Genomic DNA, 17224 nt, shown 5'->3' on the forward strand with positions numbered 1-17224 from the left:
GGCCGCCGCGCCGGTCCGCACACAGCGGCCGGCGCGTTCCCGCCTGGCACGATCCGGTTGCACCGCACCGCACCGCAGCACTGCGGCGCGGCGCAGCCGCTACCATGACGCTCCCTCTTCGCGACGGTGTTGCGCCATGGCTTCCGCTTCCCCCGATTCCCACGCCGCCGATCTCGCTTTCATCGGCGGCGGCAACATGGCGCGCAGCCTGATCGCCGGCCTGGTCCGGCAGGGCGCCGATCCGCGCCGCATCCGCGTGGCCGAGCCGGTGGCGGCGCTGCGCGAGGCGCTGGCCGCCGAGTACGCGGTGCAGGCGGTCGCCAGCGCGGCCGAGGCCGCCGACGGCGCGGCGCTGTGGATGTTCGCGGTCAAGCCGCAGGTGCTGCGCGGGGTCTGCACCGAATTGGCCGCGCTGGCGCAGGCGCAGCGGCCGCTGCTGGTGTCCATCGCCGCCGGCATCACCACATCGCAACTGGACCGCTGGCTCGGCGGCGGCCACGCCCTGGTCCGCGCGATGCCGAACACGCCCGCCCTGCTCGGCGCCGGCGTCACCGGCCTGTTCGCCAGCGCCGGTGTCGATGCCGGGCAGCGCGCCCACGCCGAGCGCGTGCTGGCCGCTGCCGGGGTCACCGTGTGGGTCGAGGACGAGGCGCTGATCGATGCGGTCACCGCGGTGTCCGGCAGCGGGCCCGCCTACGTGTTCCTGCTCGCCGAGGCGATGGAAGCGGCCGGCATCGCCCAGGGCCTGCCCGCCGACACCGCGCGCACCCTGACCCTGCAGACCGTGCTCGGCGCGGCGCGCATGCTCACCGAGTCCGGCGAAGCGCCGAGCGAACTGCGCCGGCGGGTGACCTCGCCAAACGGCACCACCCAGGCCGCGATCGAGACCTTCCAGCACGGCGGCTTCGAGGCGTTGACCGCGGCCGCGATCGCGGCTGCGGCGGCACGCGGGCGGGCCCTGTCCGCCGCCAACGACGACTAAGCGCGGCCAACACCACCGCTGCGCCACCGCCAGGCGGGCGCGGAAGGCGCTCGGCATCCCCGGGAACCGCTTGTACACTGCGGTTCCGGCGCGCCGTCCGCACCCACTGGCGACCGCGCGCAACGTTGTGCTCGCCACTCTGAGCCGGAGAACGCCGATGCGTGCCCTGCCCGCCGTGCTGCTGTGCCTGGCCCTGGCCGCCTGTTCGGACCAGGACACCCCACGTCCGGCGACGCTGCTCGCCGCCACCCCGGCGCAAGCCGACTTCGGCGCGCTGCGCGTGCACTACAACGCCTTGCCCACGCTGGCGATGAGCGAAGACGCGGCACGCCGCTACGGCATCGCCCGCGAGGCCGACACCGCCCTGGTGATGATCGCGCTGCGCACCCTGCACGGCGGCGAGGAATCGCCGGCCGTGGGCACGGTGGAGGCGGTGGCGACCGACCTCAGCGGCCAACGCCAGCCCGTGGCGCTGCGCGCGGTCCGCACCGACGCCTACACCGACTACGTCGGCACCGTGCGCAGCAGCGCCCACGACCAATTGCGCTTCGTGGTGCAGGTGCGCAGCGCCGACGGCAGTGGCACGGTGCGCTTTACCCGCAATTTCTAGTGTGCGCGTGCTGCGCAGGCAGAAGGCAGAAGGCAGAAGGCAGAAGGCAGACTAGGCAAGCAGGCAGGCAGGCAGGCAGGACAATCTCTCGTACGAGCGGCTCATGTCACTTTTTTGTGGGATCAGCCGCGATGTGGACCTCCCGGTAACGCCCAGTCGCAACTGAAGCCGCTCCTACGGACAGCCCGACAGACCAGCCCATGCGCACGAGCGCGGTGAGCACAGGCATACCTTGTGGGAGGGACTTCAGTCCCGACTGCATGCAGCATCAGGCGCCTTGCCTATTCGCTCGTCGCTGCTGAAGAGCGCGGTGAAACGCCACACCTCCAGCATTCTCGACAAGCTCGCCACCCGCACCAGGCTCAAGGCAATCACCCTGTGCATCCTTTGAGCGCACAAGCGGCAGCGCCGCGACATCCACCGGCACCGCGTCGGGACTGAAGTCCCTCCCACATCCCCTCGACCCACATCGCATCGCCGTCGCGCCTCGTAGGAGCGGCTTCAGCCGCGACGGGCTTTCCCGATAACGCCCGGTCGCGGCTGAAGCCGCTCCTACGGACAGCCCGACAGACTGGCCGATGCACACGAGCGCGGTGAGCACAGGCGCCCGTTGTGGGAGGGACTTCAGTCCCGACTGCATGCAGCATCAGGCGCCCTCCTCTTCACTCGTCGCGGCTGCTGTGCGCGGCGAAGTACTACGTCTCCACCGTCCTCGACAAACTCGGGACTCGCGCGTCCAGGCCATCACCGCGCGCATTTTCTGAGCGCACAAGCGGCAGCGCCGCGACATCCACCGGCACCGCGTCGGGACTGAAGTCCCTCCCACATCACCTCGACCCACATCACCTCGACCCACATCGCGTCGCCGTCGCGTCTCTTAGGAGCCGCTCTTGTCCCCGGTTTTGGATCAGCCGCGACCGGGCGTGACCGGGAAAGCCCGGTCGCGGCTGAAGCCGCTCCTACGCAGGCCAGACCTGGCGACCGCACCGACACCACACGTGGTTGCTGCGCGCAGACGCGCCGCTCAGTCCTCTGCCCAGCGCTGCGGGCCATCACCGTGCGCGGCGAGAGTATCGGCCGGGTTGCTCAGCCGGCAGCGGCGCAGCGACAGGCAGCCGCAGCCGATGCAGTCGGTGAGCTGGTGGCGCAGGCGAGTGAGCTGCAGGATGCGCGCGTCCAGTTCCTCGCGCCAGGCCGCCGACATCCGCGCCCATTCGGCACGGGTCGGCGTGCGCGCGTCGGGCAGCTGTGCGAAGGCGGCCTTGACGCTGTCCAGCGGTACGCCGACGCGTTGCGCCACGCGGATCACCGCCAGCCGGCGCAACACGTCGCGGGTGTAGCGGCGCTGGTTGCCGGCGGTGCGTGCGCTGCGGATCAGGCCCTTGCTCTCGTAGAAATGCAGCGCCGACACCGCCACGCCGCTGCGCGCGGCAACCTGCCCCACGCTCAGTTCCTCCTGCATCGCTTGACCTCGAGTCCGGTTGAGGTTGCATGCTGCATGGCCTGCAGGCGCCGATGCAAGTCGCCACCGGCAGCCGTCCATCCGCTTTCCCAGGTATCCCGATGCAAGACCACGCCACCGCCGCCGATGTCCCGCCCGCCCCCGCCGCTGCCGGCTCCGTGCTGGCGCCGACCTATCGCGCCACCACCATCGGCATGATCGCGCTGGTGTCGCTGATCGCCTTCGAGGCGCTGGCGGTGGCCGCGGCGATGCCGACCGTGGCCCGCGAACTGGACGGTCTGCGGCTGTATGCGCTGGCCTTCGGCGGGACCCTGGCCACCAGCGTGATCGGCATGACCGTGGCCGGGCGCTGGAGCGACCTGCACGGGCCGGCGGCGCCGCTGTGGGCCGGGCTGGCCTGCTTCGTGTGCGGCCTGCTGCTGGCCGGCTTCGCTCCGTCGATGACGTTGCTGCTGGCCGGTCGATTGGTGCAGGGCCTGGGCGCCGGCGCGATCTCGGTGGTGCTGTACGTGCTGGTCGCACGGCTGTATCCGCAGACGATCCGCCCGCGCATGTTCGCCGCGTTCTCCGCCGGCTGGGTGGTGCCGTCGCTGATCGGCCCCAGCATCAGCGGGCTGATCGTCGAGCACGTCGGCTGGCGCTGGGTGTTCCTGGCGGTGCCGCTGCTGGCGCTACCCGCGGCAGCACTGCTGTGGCCGGCGTTGCGGCGCCTGCCGCACGCCGCCAGCGCGGACGGCGCCAGCGGCGCGTCGCGGCTGTGGTCGCTGGGCGCGGCGGCCGGTGTCTGCCTGCTGTACCTGGGCGGCCAGCAGCGCGGCCTGTGGGCGGCGCTGCTGTTGCCTTCGGCATTGGCGCTGTTGGGGCTGTGCACCTGGCGGCTGCTGCCTGCGGGCACGCTACGTGCCGCACGCGGCCTGCCCAGCGTGATCGCGCTGCGCGGCATCGCCGGGTCGGCGTTCTTCGGCTGCGAGGCGTTCCTGCCGCTGCTGCTGTCGCGCGAACGCGGGCTGTCGCCGGTGTGGGCGGGCGTGGCGCTGAGCGCTGGCGCGCTGGGCTGGTTCGCCGGCTCCTGGTACCAGGGCCACTACGGCCGCGACGCCACCCGCCTGCAGCGGCTGCGGCTGGGCTGCACGCTGATGGCGCTGGGCATCGCGGCCACGACGCTGGCGCTGCTGCCGGCGGTGCCGGCGGTGCTGGCGATCGGCGGCTGGACCGCCACCGGCCTGGGCATGGGCCTGATCTACCCGACCCTGGCGGTGCTGACCCTGACCCTGTCGCCGCCGGCGCGGCAGGGCCGCAACAGTTCGGCGCTGCAGTTGAGCGAGGCGATCGCGGTGGCCACCACGCTGGCGGTCGGCGGCTCGCTGTTCGCCGCGCTGCTGGCGTACTCGGCCAATGCGGCCTACCTGTCGACCTTCGCCGTCGCCGCGCTCATGGCCCTGCTCGGCCTGGGCATCGCCGGCCGTACCCAGCCCACGCATGGCTGACGGAATCGCCGCTTGCAGCGTCTGCCGCGGCGTGGTGGCGTGCGCGACAAGAAGGATCGCGGAAGCGGCGATCGTCCATGGCCGCACGATGACGCGGCCATGGATGCGCGTTGCGCCCGTTCGGCTGGTGGCCTGGCAAGCGCGCCCTAGCGCGCGCCCACGCCCCTGGCCCAGGCCTGGATGATGTCGGCGATGGCGCGCACGCCGTCGGTGAGCGCGGCCGGCCCCGGCTGCAGGATCAGCGGCGACTTGATCTCGAACAGTTGCCCGTCGCGCACCGCCGGAATCGCCGTCCAGCCCGGCCGCGCGGCGACGCGCTCGGGGCGGAAGCGCTTGCCGCACCAGGAGCCGAGGATGATGTCCGGCGCACGCCGCACCACCTCGTCGCCATTGGCCAGGATCCGCGCCTTGGCCAGCGGCTGCACCGACAGTTCCGGGAACACGTCGTCGCCGCCAGCGATGCCCACCAGTTCGGCCACCCAGCGGATGCCGGTGATGATGGGCTCGTCCCATTCCTCCAGGTACACCCGCGGCCGGCGCGGCAAGGTGGCGGCCTGCGCGGCGATGGCGTCGAGGCCGCGCTGCAGCTCGTCGGCGTAGGCGTCAGCGCGCGGTCCGGCGCCGACCAGCGCGCCGAGCCGGCGCACGTAGTCGAGGATGCCGTCGACGCTGCGGTGGTTGGCGATCCATACCTCCACGCCGTGCCGCACCAGTTCGGCGGCGATGTCGGCCTGGATGTCGGAGAAGCCGATCGCCAGGTCCGGCTGCAGCTTCAGGATCTCGCCGATCTTGGCGCTGGTGAAGGCGCTGACCTTGGGCTTGTCGCGGCGCGCCTGCGGCGGGCGCACGGTGAAGCCGCTGATGCCGACGATGCGCTGCTGCTCGCCGAGCGCGTACAGCGTTTCGGTCGGCTCTTCGGTCAGGCAGACGATGCGCTGCGGGCCCATGCTCACCGCGCCTCGTGCGGGCACGCGTTGACCGCGGCGGCGCCACCGCCGCGGCAGGCCGGGCCGGCACCCCTCACGGGAACAGCATCCGCTTGCTCCAGTGGCCGGCGGCGTCGGCTTCGTAGCGCCAGCGCTCGTGCAGGCGGTACTTGGCGCCGTACCAGAACTCGACACTGCGCGGCACCACGCGGAACCCGCCCCAGCCGTCCGGGCGCGGCACCTCGCGGCCCTCGAAGGTGGCCTCGGCCTTGGCCACGCGCTCCTCGAATTCCTCGCGCGAGGCCAGCGTGCGCGACTGCGCCGAGGCCCAGGCGCCGATCTGGCTCATGCGCGGGCGCGAGGCGAAATAGGCGTCGGCCTCGGCCGCGGCGACCAGTTGCACCTCGCCGTCGATGCGTACCTGCACCCCGTCCTCGCGCATGCGCCGCCACAGGAACAGCAGCGAGGCCTGCGGATTGGCCTGCAGCTCGCGGCCCTTCTGGCTGTCCAGGTGGGTGTAGAACACGAACCCGCGCGCGTCGTAGGCCTTCAGCAGCACCACCCGCGACGACGGGCGCGCCTCCAGCGTGGCCGAGGACACGACCATGGCGTTGTATTCGGCCTCGTCGCTGGTGCGCGCCTCGGCGAACAGGTCGGCGAACGTGGACAGGGCTTCGGCGTAGAGATCGGGCATGGCGACAGGCACTCGGCGGACGATGCGCCATTGTCGCGCCATGCACCGCGCGACGCACGCCTCGCCGCGCGGCGCCCGCCCGAGGGGTCTGCGCGGCGCGCGAGGCGGCATCGGTCTCTGCTAGCATCGGCGGATGAATCCCGCCCCCAACCTGGTGCTGGTCGGCCCGATGGGTGCCGGCAAGAGCGTCATCGGCCGCCGCCTGGCCGAGCGCTTCGGCCTGGTCTTCGTCGACAGCGACCAGACCATCGTCGAGCGCACCGGCGCCAGCATCGCCTCGCTGTTCGAGCACGCCGGCGAAGCCGGCTTCCGCGAGCACGAGCGCGCGGTGCTGGAAAGCATCCTGAGCACGCCCGGCCATCTGATCTCCACCGGCGGCGGCGCCGTGCTCAACGCCGACAGCCGCCGCGAGATGCGCGAACACGGCTTCGTGGTGTACCTGCGGGTCGGCGTGGCCGCGCAACTGCAGCGCCTGCACCGCGACCGCAGCCGTCCGCTGCTGCAGCGCGGCGACCGCGAGCAGGTGCTGCGCGACCTGCATGCGGTGCGCGAACCGCTGTACCGCGAGGTCGCCGACCTGATCCTGGACACCGACCACTTCACCCCGGCCGAAGCCACCGCACAGCTGGTCGTGCGCCTGGCCGCGTCGTGGAAACTTCCGGAACCCACTGCATGACGGCAGCATCGCGCACGGTCGAGGTCACTGGCGACCCGGCCTACACCATCCGCATCGGCCCCGGCCTGCTCGACGACGGCACCGCCCTCGCCACCCACGTGCGCGGACGCCACGTCCTGCTGCTCAGCGACAGCCAGGTGGCGCCGCTGTATGCCGCGCAGGTCCGCAGCGCGCTGCTGGCGGCGCGCCCCGAATTGCAGATCGGCGACTTCGTGATCCCCGCCGGCGAGGCCTCCAAGACCCTGGACCACTTTGCCGCGGCGATCGCCGCACTGGCCGCCCTCGGCGCCACCCGCGACGCCTGCGTGCTGGCGCTGGGCGGCGGCGTGGTCGGCGACCTGGCCGGCTTCGCTGCCGCCTGCTGGATGCGTGGCGTGGATTGCGTGCAACTGCCGACCACGCTGCTGGCGATGGTCGACTCCTCGGTCGGCGGCAAGACCGCGGTGGACATCCCGCAGGGCAAGAACCTGGTCGGCGCGTTCCATCCGCCGCGCGCAGTGCTGGCCGACACCGCCACGCTGCGCAGCCTGCCGCCGCGCGAACTGCGCGCCGGGCTGGCCGAGGTGATCAAGTACGGCGCCATCCGCGACCCGCTGTTCTTCGAGTGGCTGCATGCCGAACGCCGCGCGCTGCTGGCCGGCGAGCCGGCGGCGCTGGCGCAGGCCATCGCGCGCAGCTGCGAGCACAAGGCCGAGATCGTCGCCCGCGATCCGCTGGAGAAGGGCGAGCGCGCCCTGCTCAACCTCGGCCACACCTTCGGCCACGCCATCGAGACCGAGCAGGGCTACGGCGCCCCGGACAACGCCAACCTCAACCACGGCGAAGCGGTGGCGGTGGGCATGGTGCTGGCGGCGGAACTGTCGGCCCGGCTGGGCATGGCCAGCGCGCAGGACACGGAGAAACTGCGCGCGCTGCTGCAGGACTTCGGCCTGCCGACCGCGCTGCCGGCGGGGCTGGCGCCGGAGGCGCTGCTGGCGCGCATGCGCCTGGACAAGAAGAACCTGGCCGGGCGCCTGCGGCTGGTGCTGTGGCGCGGCATCGGCCACGCCGAGATCGTGCCCGACGTGGACGAGGCCGAGGTGCTGGCGGTACTGGCCGCCGGCTGAGCCGGCGCAGCGCTTACGCAGCAGTCGTCCGCGCGCGCCGGTGGCGCTGGCGCGCCTGCACACGCCCCCAGCCACACTCAGGGTGCCTGCCGCCACGCGCGCGGGCTCTGCCCGACCTGCGCCTTGAACACACGCGACACCGCGGCCTCGCTGCCGTAACCCACCTCGTCGGCAAGCTGCTTCAACGGCCGTCCTTCGCGCAGGCCGCGCTGCACCAGGGCAATGCGCCAGTCCTGCAGGTACTGCCCCGGCGTGCAGCCGAGGGTCTCGCGAAAACTGCGCGCGAACGCACTGCGCGACATGCCGGCACGGGCGGCCAGGCTCTCCAGCGTCCACGGCTGCGCCGGGGCGTCGTGGATGCCGGTCAGCGCCAGCCGCAGCCGCGCATCGGCCATCCCGGCGAGCATGCCGCCATCGGTAAGCCCCTGCTCCATCAGTTCGCGGATCACGTGCACCAGCACCACCTCGAACAGGCGATTCAATACCGCCTGGCGCCCGCAATGCTGGGCGAACGCTTCTTCGAACAGCAGGTGCAGCAGCGTCTCACCCTGGCGCAGCGCGTCCAGCGGCAGGCAGATGCAGGCCGGCAAGGCGCGCACCAGCGGATTGGCCGCACCGCCGCTGAAGCGCAAATGCGCGCAGGCGAAATCCGCGCCGCGCTGCGCATCGGTCTCGAAGCGGTGCGGCATGGCCTGCGGGTACAGCAGCAGGCTGGGCCGGTCGATCCGCAGCACGCTGCCATCGCCGTTGTGGACGACCACGCTGCCCTGGCGCAGCAGATGCAACTGGCCGCGGTCGCCGTCGTCGAGCCGGTGCAGGCCGCACAGCGTGCCGGCGTGGAAGACCTCGGCACTGACCGAGAAGTGGGTCAACAAGGCGGCCAGGCGGTCGGTCACTCAGGACTCCGGGTAAAGTTTCGTGGACGATTCGCCACCCATCGTATCGCCTTGGCGCGCAAAGTCACCCCTGTCGCCGGCACCCCGCCCGGCATGCCACAGGAAACCGCCATGAAGACCCTGCGTCCCTTGCTCGCCACCTCGCTGCTGGCCGGTGCGATCGGCACCGCCAGCGCCGCAACGCCGGCCGACCAGCCCGCGCCGTTGCGCCCGGTCGCGACGTTCCTCGATGCGCTCAACGGCAGCGGCGGCAAGCCGATCGAGCAGCTCACGCCGGCGCAGGCGCGGCAGGTGCTGCGCGATGCCCAGGCCAGTACGCCGTTGCCGCCGGCCGAGATCAGCCGCACCACCATCCAGGCCGACGGCAAGCCGCTGAACCTGGTGATCGTGCGGCCGCCGCACAGCGCCGGCCAGGTGTTGCCGGCCTTCATGTTCTTCCATGGCGGCGGCTGGGTGCTGGGCGACTTCCCGACCCACGAACGCCTGATCCGCGACCTGGTCAACGCCTCCGGCGCGGTGGCGGTCTACGTAGACTACACGCCGTCGCCGGAAGCGCAGTACCCGGTGGCCATCCACCAGGCCTATGCCGCCACCCGCTGGGTCGCCGAGCACGGCGCGCAGATCGGCGTGGACGGCCAGCGCCTGGCGCTGGCCGGCAACAGCGTCGGCGGCAACATGGTCGCGGCCGTGGCGCTGCAGGCCAAGGCCGCGGGGACGCCGGCGCTGCGCTACGACCTGATGCTGTGGCCGGTGACCGACGCCCGCTTCGACGATGGCTCGTACCAGCAGTTCCAGAGCGGCTACTTCCTCACCCGCAACATGATGACCTGGTTCTGGGACAACTACACCACCGACCCCAAGGCCCGCGCCGAGATCACCGCCTCGCCGCTGCGCGCCACGCCGGCGCAGCTCGCCGGCCTGCCGCCGACGCTGATCCAGACCGCCGAACTGGACGTGCTGCGCGACGAGGGCGAAGCCTTCGGCCGCAAGCTGGACCAGGCCGGAGTGACGGTCACGGTGACCCGCTACAACGGGCTGATCCACGATTTCGGCCTGCTCAATGCCCTGCGCGACGTGCCCGCGGTGCGGACCGCCATCCAGCAGGCGGGCGACGGCCTGCGCGAGCACCTGAAGTAAGCGCACCACCGGCGGCACGCCATGCAGCGTCCCGGCTGCAGCGTCCCGCCAACCCGCGCCCCGCGCACTCAGGGCTGGGCGCGCTCCAGCGACGCATCCCCGCCCAGGGTGCGATACAGCGTCACCCGATTGGTGGCCGCGGTCAGTTCCACCGCGACCAGGCTGCGCTGCGCGGCGTAGTAGCTGCGCTGCGCATCCAGGTTGGACAGCGCGCTCTCCACGCCGACGCGGTAGCGCTGCGCGCTGGCATCGTAGGTATTGGCGGCATCGGCGAGCAGAGCGTGCTGCGCGCGCAACTGCGCATCGATGGTGCCGCGCCGGGCCAGGGCATCGGCCACTTCGCCGAAGGCGGTCTGCAAGGACTTCTCGTAGCTGGCCACGGCAGCGTCGCGCTGCGCCTCGGTGTAGCGCACGTTGGCACGCGCCGCGCCGCCATCGAACAAGGTGTAGGCGGCGCTAGCACCCACCGAGCCGTTGAAGGCGTCATGGGTGAACAGGTCCGACAGCGCCGTGCTGGTCAGCCCCAACAGGCCACTCAGGCTGATGCGCGGAAACAGCGCGGCGCGGGCGGCGCCGATCTCGGCATTGACCGCGCGCAGTTCGTACTCGGCCTGCACCACGTCGGGCCGGCGCAGCAGGATGGCCGTGTCCAGGCCGGCCGGCGGATCGCCGATGCGCGCCGCGGCCTCCTCGATCGAGACCGGCAGCAGTGCCGGATCGACCGGAGCGCCCACCAGCAACTGCAGCGCATTGACGTCCTGCGCCATCGCCGTGGTCTGCGCGGCCAGGTCGGCCTGCGCGGCATGCAGCACCTGGTTGGCCTGATCCAGCGCCGAATGCGGCACGATGCCGCCGTCCACGCGCTGTGCGGTCAGCACCACGCTGGCGCCGGCACTGCGCACGGTGTCCTGCGCGATCGTCAGCAGGCTGCGGTCGCTGGCATAGGTCAGCCAGGCCGTGGCGATGTCGCCGACCAGGGTCAGGCGGGTGGCGCGTGCCGCCGCCTCCTGTTCCAGGTAGCGCTGCTGCGCGGCCGCGGTCATCGCATGCAGCCGGCCGAACAGATCGAGCTCGAAGGCGGTGACGCCCAGGCCCAGGTCGTAGCTGCTCGCATAGCCCGCCGCTGGCGCGGCCGCGGTGGTGCCGCCCTGCGCCCCGTCGGCCGGGGCCGCACCCTTGCCGCGGTAGGAACGCGCATAGGTCGCGCTGGCGCCGACCTCCGGCAGCAACGCGGCGCGCTGGATCCGGTACTGCGCCCGCGCCTGGGCGATAGCGGCGAGGGCGATCCGCAGGTCGCGGTTGTGGTCCAGCGCCTGCGCGATCAGCGCCTGCAGCCGCGGGTCGCCGAACACCTGACGGTAGCCCAGCGACGGCAGCGTGGCCTCGTGTTGCGCCAGGTAGGCGTCGCCCACCGGCCACGACGGCGGGATCGGTGCAGCGGGCCGCACATAGGCCGGCGTCAGGCTGCACGCCGACAGCAGGCACGCGGCACCGAATGCGAGCGCGCGCATCAGGCCGGCTCCGGCCGCGTCGGCGTGGACGGCGGCGCTGCGCCGTCGCGGCGCGCGCGGCGGCGTGCGAGCCATTCGGCCATCGCGATGTGGAAGGCCGGGGTCAGGTACAGGGTCAGCGCCTGGGAGAACAGCAGGCCGCCGACCACGGCGATGCCGAGCGGGCGGCGCGCCTCGGCGCCGGCGCCGACGCCCAACGCGATCGGCAACGACCCCAGCACTGCCGCCAGGGTGGTCATCATGATCGGGCGGAAGCGCACCGTCGCCGCTTCCAGCATCGCCGCACGCGGCTGTTTCCAGCGTTCCTCGCCCGAGCGCTCCAGGTCCAGCGCGTAGTCCACCATCATGATGCCGTTCTTCTTGACCAGCCCGACCAGCAGGATCAGGCCGACGAAGCTGAAGAGATTGAGCTCCTGGCGGAACAGCACCAGCATGAGGATGGCACCGAACCCGGCCAGCGGCAGCGAGGTCAGGATGGTGATCGGATGCAGCGCGTTCTCGTACAGGATCGCCAGCACGCCGTAGATCAGCAGCACGGTGATCAGCAGCAGCATCGGCAGCGTCTTCATCGAATTCTCGAAGGCCTGCGCCGAACCGGCGAACTGGCCGCTGATGGCGCGGGCGTCGCCCTTGCCCAGGGTCTGCGCCATCAGGTTGCCGATGCCGGCGGCGGCATCGCCCAGCGACACGCCCGGCGCCAGGTTCATCGACAAGGTCACCGCCGGCAGGCCGGCGTAATGGTTGATCGCCACCGGCCCCACGCCCATGCGCACGTCGGCCACCGCGCGCAGCGGCACCATCGGCCCGCCGGCCGCGGTCAGCACCGCGCTGGTGCCGGAACTGCTGTTGGAGGTCTGCGTGCCGATCGCGGTGATGCCCGGGTTCTGGTTGCCGTTGAACGACAGCGCATCCAGGCCGTTGAGGTCGGCCTGCGCCGCGGGGTCGACCTGCAGCAGCACCTCGTACTGATCGGTGTCGCCGTAGATGGTGCTGATCTTGCGGCCGCCGTAGGCGCTGGCCAGGGTGTCCTGCAGGCCGGCGGCGGTGACGCCCAGCGCGGCCGCCTGCTCGCGGTGCAGCACCACCTCGATCTCCGGGTTCTTGAGCTGCAGGTCGCTCTGCGGATCCTGCACGTCGCGCAGTTGCCGCAGGCGTTGCAGGATGGTGTCGGACTGGGCGTACAGTGCCTTCTGGTCGGTGGACTGCAGCACGTACTGCAGCGAGCCGTTCGAGGCCGTCGGCCCCATGTCGATCGCCGGCGGATTGCGCATGTTGAGGGTGATGCCCTGGATCGCGGCGACCTGCTTGCGCACGTCCTGGATCACCTCCTCGGCGCTGCCGCTGCGCTCGGACAGCGGCTTGAGCCCGATCAGCAGGCGCCCGCTGTTGCTGAGCGAATTGTCCGAACCGATCACCGATTCGACATTGGCCACGTTGGGATTGCGCTGGATGATTTTCACCACCGCCGCCTGCTTGGCGACGAAGTCGGCGAACGCGGTGCCCTCCGGCACGCGGGTGTCGCCGTCGATCTTTCCCGAATCTACCTGCGGGATGAAGCCTTTCTCGACCACCGCGTAGACGCCGGCGGTGCCGACCAGGGTGGCCAGGCCGATGACGCACATCAGGCCGATACGCTCGGTCGCCCAGGCCAGCGAGCGCGCATAGCCGCGTTCGCTGGCGTCGACCAGCCGGTCGAAGCGCTCGAACACCCAGCCCGTGCTCTTCCTCGGGTCGAGCCAGCGGCTGGCCAGCATCGGGGTGAGGGTCAGCGACACGATCCCGGACAGGATCACCGCGATCGCGATGACCATGCCGAACTCGGAGAACAGCCGCCCCACCAGCCCGCCCATGAACACGATCGGCAGGAACACCGCCGACAGCGACACCGTCATCGACAGCACGGTGAAGCCGATCTCGCGCGAGGCGGCGATGGCCGCGTCCATGCGGCTGGCGCCCTGCTCGGCATGGCGGACGATGTTCTCGATGACCACGATGGCATCGTCGACCACGAAGCCGACCGACAGCGTCAGCGCCAGCATCGAGATGTTGTCGAGGCTGAAGTGCAGCAGGCGCATCACCGCGAAGGTGCCGATCAGCGAGGTCGGCAGCACCAGCGCCACGATCAGGGTCGCCATCCAGCTGCGCAGGAACAGAAGAATCACCACGATCACCAGCACCAGCGAGCCGACCAGGGTCCATTCCACGTCCTCCACCGAGGCGCCGATGTAGTCGCCGCGGTCGTAGAGCACGTCGAGCTGGGCGTCGCCGGGCAGCTGCGCACGGATTCCCGGCAGCGCCGCCTGGATGCCCTGGGTCACCGACAGCGTGTTGGCGCCGGGCTGGCGGTGGATGTTGATCTCGATCGCGCGCTGGCCGTTGAGCGAGGCGGCGGTCTGCAGGTTCTCGACGCTGTCCTCGGCATGGCCGACGTCGCGCAGGCGCACCGGCGCACCGTCGGCATAGGTCAGCACCATGGCGTCGAAATCGGCCGCGCGCTTGAGCTGGCCGTCGGCGCGCACGGTGTAGGAACGCGCGCGGCCCATCAGCGTGCCGGCCGGCGCGTTGCTGTTGCCCGCCTGCACCGCCGAGACCACCTGGTCGAAGCCCAGGTGGCGGGCGGCGAGCAGGTGCGGATTGACGAACAGGCGCACCGCGTACTTCTGCGCGCCGTTGACGTCGATCTGGCCGGCACCCGGCACCGAGGCCAGGCGCAGCGCCACGCGATCCTTGGCGAACTGGTTGAGCAGCGGCAGCGCGATGGTTTTGGAGCGCAGGATCAGGTGCATGATCGGTGCGGCGCTGGGATCCTCCTTCTGGATCTGTGCCGGGTTGATCTCGCGCGGCAGCAGCCCCGCCGCCTGCGAGACCGCGTTCTGCACGTCCTGCGCCGCGGCATCGACATTGCGGCTCAAGGCGAACTGCAACACGATGCGGGTGCTGCCCACGCTGCTGGTCGAGCTCATCGTGTCCAGCCCGGGCAGGCCGCTGAACTGCCGCTCCAGCGGCGTCGCCACCGCCGCGGCCATGGTCTCGGGATTGGCGCCGGGCAGCGACATGTTGACGGTGATGGTCGGGAAGCTGACGTCGGGCAGCTCGCTCACCGGCAGCGCAAAGTAGGCCATGCCGCCGGCCAGCACCAGCCCGATCATCAGCACCGAGGTCATCACCGCGCGGCGGATGAACAGCGCCGACAGGTTCACGCAGGCCGTCCCGTCGCCGTCGCGTTCGGCGTGGCATGCGGGTTGCCGGATTGCACCGCGGTGCCGTCGCGCAGTTCGTTGGGCACGGTGAGGATGACGCGGTCGCCCGCGCGCAGGCCCTTGGCGATCACCGCCTGCCCGTCGATCATTCGCGCTACGCGGAGCGGCCGCGCCACCGCGCGCCCACCGACCACGCAGTACACGTACGGCCCCTGCTGTCCCTGCTGCAAGGCGCTCTCGGGCACCGACAGGGCCTGCGGGTCCTCCGCCAGGATCACCCGCACGGTGACGAACTGCCCCGGCCACAGCGTGGCGCCGGCGTTGGCGAAGCGCGCGCGCAGCTCCAGGGTGCCGCTGCTGGTGTCAAAGGCATTGTCGAGAAACGCCAGCTCGCCGCGATCGAGCAGCGTGCCGTTCACCGCATCCAGCGCCAGCACCGGCAGCCCCAGGCCCTGGTGCCCCAGCGGTGCGGCGCGCACGGCATCGACCTGCACATGCGCCAAGGCGAAGCGCACCTCGATCGGTGTGCTGACGTTGAGCGTCACCAGCGCGGTGCTGGACCCGCTGGACACCAAATTGCCCGGCTTGACCGCGATGGCGCCGGCGCGGCCGTCGATGGGGGCGCGGACCTGGGTGTAGGCCAGCGACAGCTGCGTCTGCTCGACCTGCGCCTGGTCGGCGGCGACGGTGCCGCGCAGCGCGCGCAGCGTGTCGGCCGCGGTGGTGTAGGTCTTGGGATCGACCGCGCCGGTCCTGGACAGCTTGGCGTAGCGCGCATCGGTGTCGGCCGCATCCGCCGCCAGCGCCTGGTCGCGGGCCAGGGTGGCGCGCGCCTGCGCCAACGCCGCCCGCAGCGGCCGCGGATCGATGGTGAACAGCAATTGCCCGGCGTGGACCTGTTCGCCGTCATGGATCAGCACCGACTGCAGCACCCCGTCGGCCTGCGCGCGCACCTCCACGGTCTGCGGCGACAGCAGGGTGCCGGAGGTCTCGATGATGTCGGGCACCCGGTGCGGTGCGACGGTCATGGTCTGCACGCGCAAGGGTTCGGGCGCCGGCGCGGGCTGCTGGCGGTGCGCGGCCCAGTACCAGCCGCCGAGGATCAGCAGGCACAGCGCGGCCAGTCCGGCGAAGACGGTGATCCGCCCCAGGCCGCGCGCCTTGCGTGGCGTTTGATCAGCGCTCGCGCGCCGCCGTGGCGCGCGCAGCGGCATGACATCGTGGAAGGTGGCAGCAGGCCGCGCGGGATCCCGTCCCGCGCCGACATCAAGGTGCTGCCCAGGGAACCGCCCATCGCTCTGGCTTCGCATGCCGGCCGCGTCCGCACTCGTGGTGAATGGCGATGCCGTGACACCAGGATCTCTGTGCGCACGCAGCGGCATAGCCTGTCCCAATGACGCCAGATCGACAGTGATGGCTCCGTGATAGAACGCACAGCATCAGGTGCGGGGTGCGCCGCGCTGTGCACACGTCATCGACGGACCCACGTCTCCGCCACCGCGTGGGCGAGGACCGCAGCGCGCGCCAGCCAGGAGTGCGCCCGAACGCTCACGGACTGCCGTCGCGCTCCACCACCAGCACCCGCGCCGCGCCCTGCGGGTGCGCCACGTGCTCGGTGCCCTCCGGCGCATGGAACACGTCGCCGGCCTGCAGTAGCGCGGCCTGCTCGACGCCGTGCACGCGCCAGTGCATCTGCACCTGCCCGTCCAGCACCACGAACACCTCCTGGCCATCGTTGACGTGCCAGACATAGGGCTGGTCGGTCCAGTGGATGCGCACGCCGATCCCGTCCAGCAGCGCCACCGGCAGCGCCTCCCAGGCGCGGGTGCCGGTGAAGTCGCGCGCCCGCAGCACCCGCGGCGCGGCGCTCATGCCAGGCCCCGCGCGCGGCGGCTGGACTGCAGCACGTTGTCGCGCGGCAGCGGCCGCCCCGCCTGCACCGCGGCGATCCACTGCGCGGTGTCGGCGACCGCGGCGAAGTTGCTGTGGAACACCACTCCGAACACCCGGTGGATCTCCTCGGCGCTGGCCTGGCCGGCGGCGTTGGCGTACGGCAGCGCGCCGCTGGCGTCGCCCAGCACTTCCACCGCCAGCCCGCGGTGGAAGGCCTCGTACACGGTGGAGGCGTTGCAGTTGTGGGTCATGTAGCCGGCCACGGTCAGGGTGTCGATCGCCTGTGCCTGCAGCCAGTCGGCCAGGTCAGTCCCGGCGAACACGCTGGGCTTGGTCTTGCGCAGCAGCCGCGTGTGCGGCCGCGCGGCGACCTGCGGGTGCAGGTCCCAACCGGCGCTGCCGTCGGCGAATACCGGGGACTGCGCCGGCGCGGTGTGCTGCACCACCAGCACCGGCACACCGTGCGCCTGGGCCGCGTCCATCGCCTGCAGGAGGTTGGGCAACGACTGCGCCACCGGCGGATGGGCAATGGGCAGCGCGCCGTCGAAGTAGGCATTCTGGACATCGATGACCAGCAAGGCGCGGCGGGGAGAGGACATGCGGTGGCTCCGGGGCGAAGGGGCGGCCAGTGTCGGCGGGCGCCC

Annotated in this window: 15 protein-coding genes and 1 other RNA gene; 7 read left to right on the forward strand and 9 right to left on the reverse strand. The window is 71.7% G+C overall.

Annotated elements, in window-relative coordinates:
• The first annotated feature begins 136 nt into the window (after nucleotides 1-136).
• The 3 genes from proC (at nucleotide 137) to Q7W82_RS16815 (ending at nucleotide 1592) form a co-directional block, all read left to right on the forward strand.
• Complete coding sequence (gene proC, locus Q7W82_RS16805) at nucleotides 137-982, forward strand: pyrroline-5-carboxylate reductase (protein WP_242159427.1); 846 nt, start codon at nucleotides 137-139, stop codon at nucleotides 980-982.
• Between the two features lie 61 nt (nucleotides 983-1043).
• Nucleotides 1044-1118, forward strand: a non-coding RNA gene (locus Q7W82_RS16810) — sX9 sRNA.
• 21 nt (nucleotides 1119-1139) lie between these two features.
• The gene (locus Q7W82_RS16815) at nucleotides 1140-1592 is read left to right on the forward strand and encodes a DUF4426 domain-containing protein (protein ID WP_242159428.1); all 453 of its coding nucleotides are present in this window, start codon (nucleotides 1140-1142) and stop codon (nucleotides 1590-1592) included.
• A gap of 1024 nt (nucleotides 1593-2616) precedes the next feature.
• Here the strand turns inward: Q7W82_RS16815 and soxR are convergent.
• Complete coding sequence (gene soxR / locus Q7W82_RS16820; RefSeq protein ID WP_242080790.1) at nucleotides 2617-3054, reverse strand: redox-sensitive transcriptional activator SoxR; 438 nt, start codon at nucleotides 3052-3054, stop codon at nucleotides 2617-2619.
• A gap of 101 nt (nucleotides 3055-3155) precedes the next feature.
• Here soxR and Q7W82_RS16825 point away from each other — a divergent pair, with 101 nt between their 5' ends.
• Nucleotides 3156-4541 (forward strand): MFS transporter, encoded by a 1386-nt coding sequence (locus Q7W82_RS16825; protein WP_242159429.1) that lies wholly within the window; start codon nucleotides 3156-3158, stop codon nucleotides 4539-4541.
• 146 nt (nucleotides 4542-4687) lie between these two features.
• On the opposite strand, the gene Q7W82_RS16830 is transcribed toward Q7W82_RS16825, so the two are convergent.
• Nucleotides 4688-5488, reverse strand: a complete 801-nt coding sequence (locus Q7W82_RS16830) for a cobalamin-binding protein (protein ID WP_242159500.1) — start codon at nucleotides 5486-5488, stop codon at nucleotides 4688-4690.
• Nucleotides 5489-5561: 73 nt separating this feature from the next.
• A complete protein-coding gene (pdxH, locus tag Q7W82_RS16835; protein ID WP_160946412.1) occupies nucleotides 5562-6161 on the reverse strand; it encodes a pyridoxamine 5'-phosphate oxidase in 600 nt (199 codons plus the stop codon).
• A 133-nt stretch (nucleotides 6162-6294) separates the two neighbouring features.
• Between pdxH and Q7W82_RS16840 the strand changes: the two genes are divergently transcribed.
• Together Q7W82_RS16840 and aroB are read left to right on the forward strand one after the other, a co-directional pair.
• Nucleotides 6295-6837 (forward strand): shikimate kinase, encoded by a 543-nt coding sequence (locus tag Q7W82_RS16840; RefSeq protein ID WP_017910873.1) that lies wholly within the window; start codon nucleotides 6295-6297, stop codon nucleotides 6835-6837.
• Nucleotides 6834-7943: a 3-dehydroquinate synthase gene (gene aroB / locus Q7W82_RS16845; RefSeq protein WP_242159430.1), complete on the forward strand. Its 1110-nt coding sequence runs from the start codon at nucleotides 6834-6836 to the stop codon at nucleotides 7941-7943. Before Q7W82_RS16840 ends, aroB begins: the two co-directional genes overlap by 4 nt.
• A 77-nt stretch (nucleotides 7944-8020) precedes the next feature.
• Here aroB and Q7W82_RS16850 read toward each other — a convergent pair whose 3' ends face one another.
• A complete protein-coding gene (locus tag Q7W82_RS16850; RefSeq protein ID WP_242159431.1) occupies nucleotides 8021-8839 on the reverse strand; it encodes an AraC family transcriptional regulator in 819 nt (272 codons plus the stop codon).
• 111 nt (nucleotides 8840-8950) lie between these two features.
• Between Q7W82_RS16850 and Q7W82_RS16855 the strand changes: the two genes are divergently transcribed.
• Nucleotides 8951-9976, forward strand: coding sequence for an alpha/beta hydrolase (locus Q7W82_RS16855; RefSeq protein WP_242159432.1), 1026 nt, complete (start codon nucleotides 8951-8953; stop codon nucleotides 9974-9976).
• A gap of 68 nt (nucleotides 9977-10044) precedes the next feature.
• On the opposite strand, the gene Q7W82_RS16860 is transcribed toward Q7W82_RS16855, so the two are convergent.
• The 5 genes from Q7W82_RS16860 to Q7W82_RS16880 form a co-directional block, all read right to left on the reverse strand.
• Entirely contained in the window at nucleotides 10045-11487 is a 1443-nt protein-coding gene (locus Q7W82_RS16860; RefSeq protein ID WP_242159433.1) for an efflux transporter outer membrane subunit, read from the reverse strand.
• Nucleotides 11487-14687, reverse strand: coding sequence for an efflux RND transporter permease subunit (locus Q7W82_RS16865; RefSeq protein WP_242159434.1), 3201 nt, complete (start codon nucleotides 14685-14687; stop codon nucleotides 11487-11489). Before Q7W82_RS16865 ends, Q7W82_RS16860 begins: the two co-directional genes overlap by 1 nt.
• Nucleotides 14684-15901: an efflux RND transporter periplasmic adaptor subunit gene (locus Q7W82_RS16870; protein ID WP_242159435.1), complete on the reverse strand. Its 1218-nt coding sequence runs from the start codon at nucleotides 15899-15901 to the stop codon at nucleotides 14684-14686. The genes Q7W82_RS16865 and Q7W82_RS16870 overlap by 4 nt, the downstream gene beginning before the upstream one ends.
• A 334-nt stretch (nucleotides 15902-16235) precedes the next feature.
• Entirely contained in the window at nucleotides 16236-16559 is a 324-nt protein-coding gene (locus tag Q7W82_RS16875; protein WP_242159436.1) for a cupin, read from the reverse strand.
• The gene (locus tag Q7W82_RS16880) at nucleotides 16556-17179 is read right to left on the reverse strand and encodes a cysteine hydrolase family protein (protein WP_242159437.1); all 624 of its coding nucleotides are present in this window, start codon (nucleotides 17177-17179) and stop codon (nucleotides 16556-16558) included. The genes Q7W82_RS16875 and Q7W82_RS16880 overlap by 4 nt, the downstream gene beginning before the upstream one ends.
• Nucleotides 17180-17224: the final 45 nt, after the last annotated feature.

The organism is Xanthomonas indica (assembly GCF_040529045.1).
Lineage (GTDB): Bacteria > Pseudomonadota > Gammaproteobacteria > Xanthomonadales > Xanthomonadaceae > Xanthomonas_A > Xanthomonas_A indica.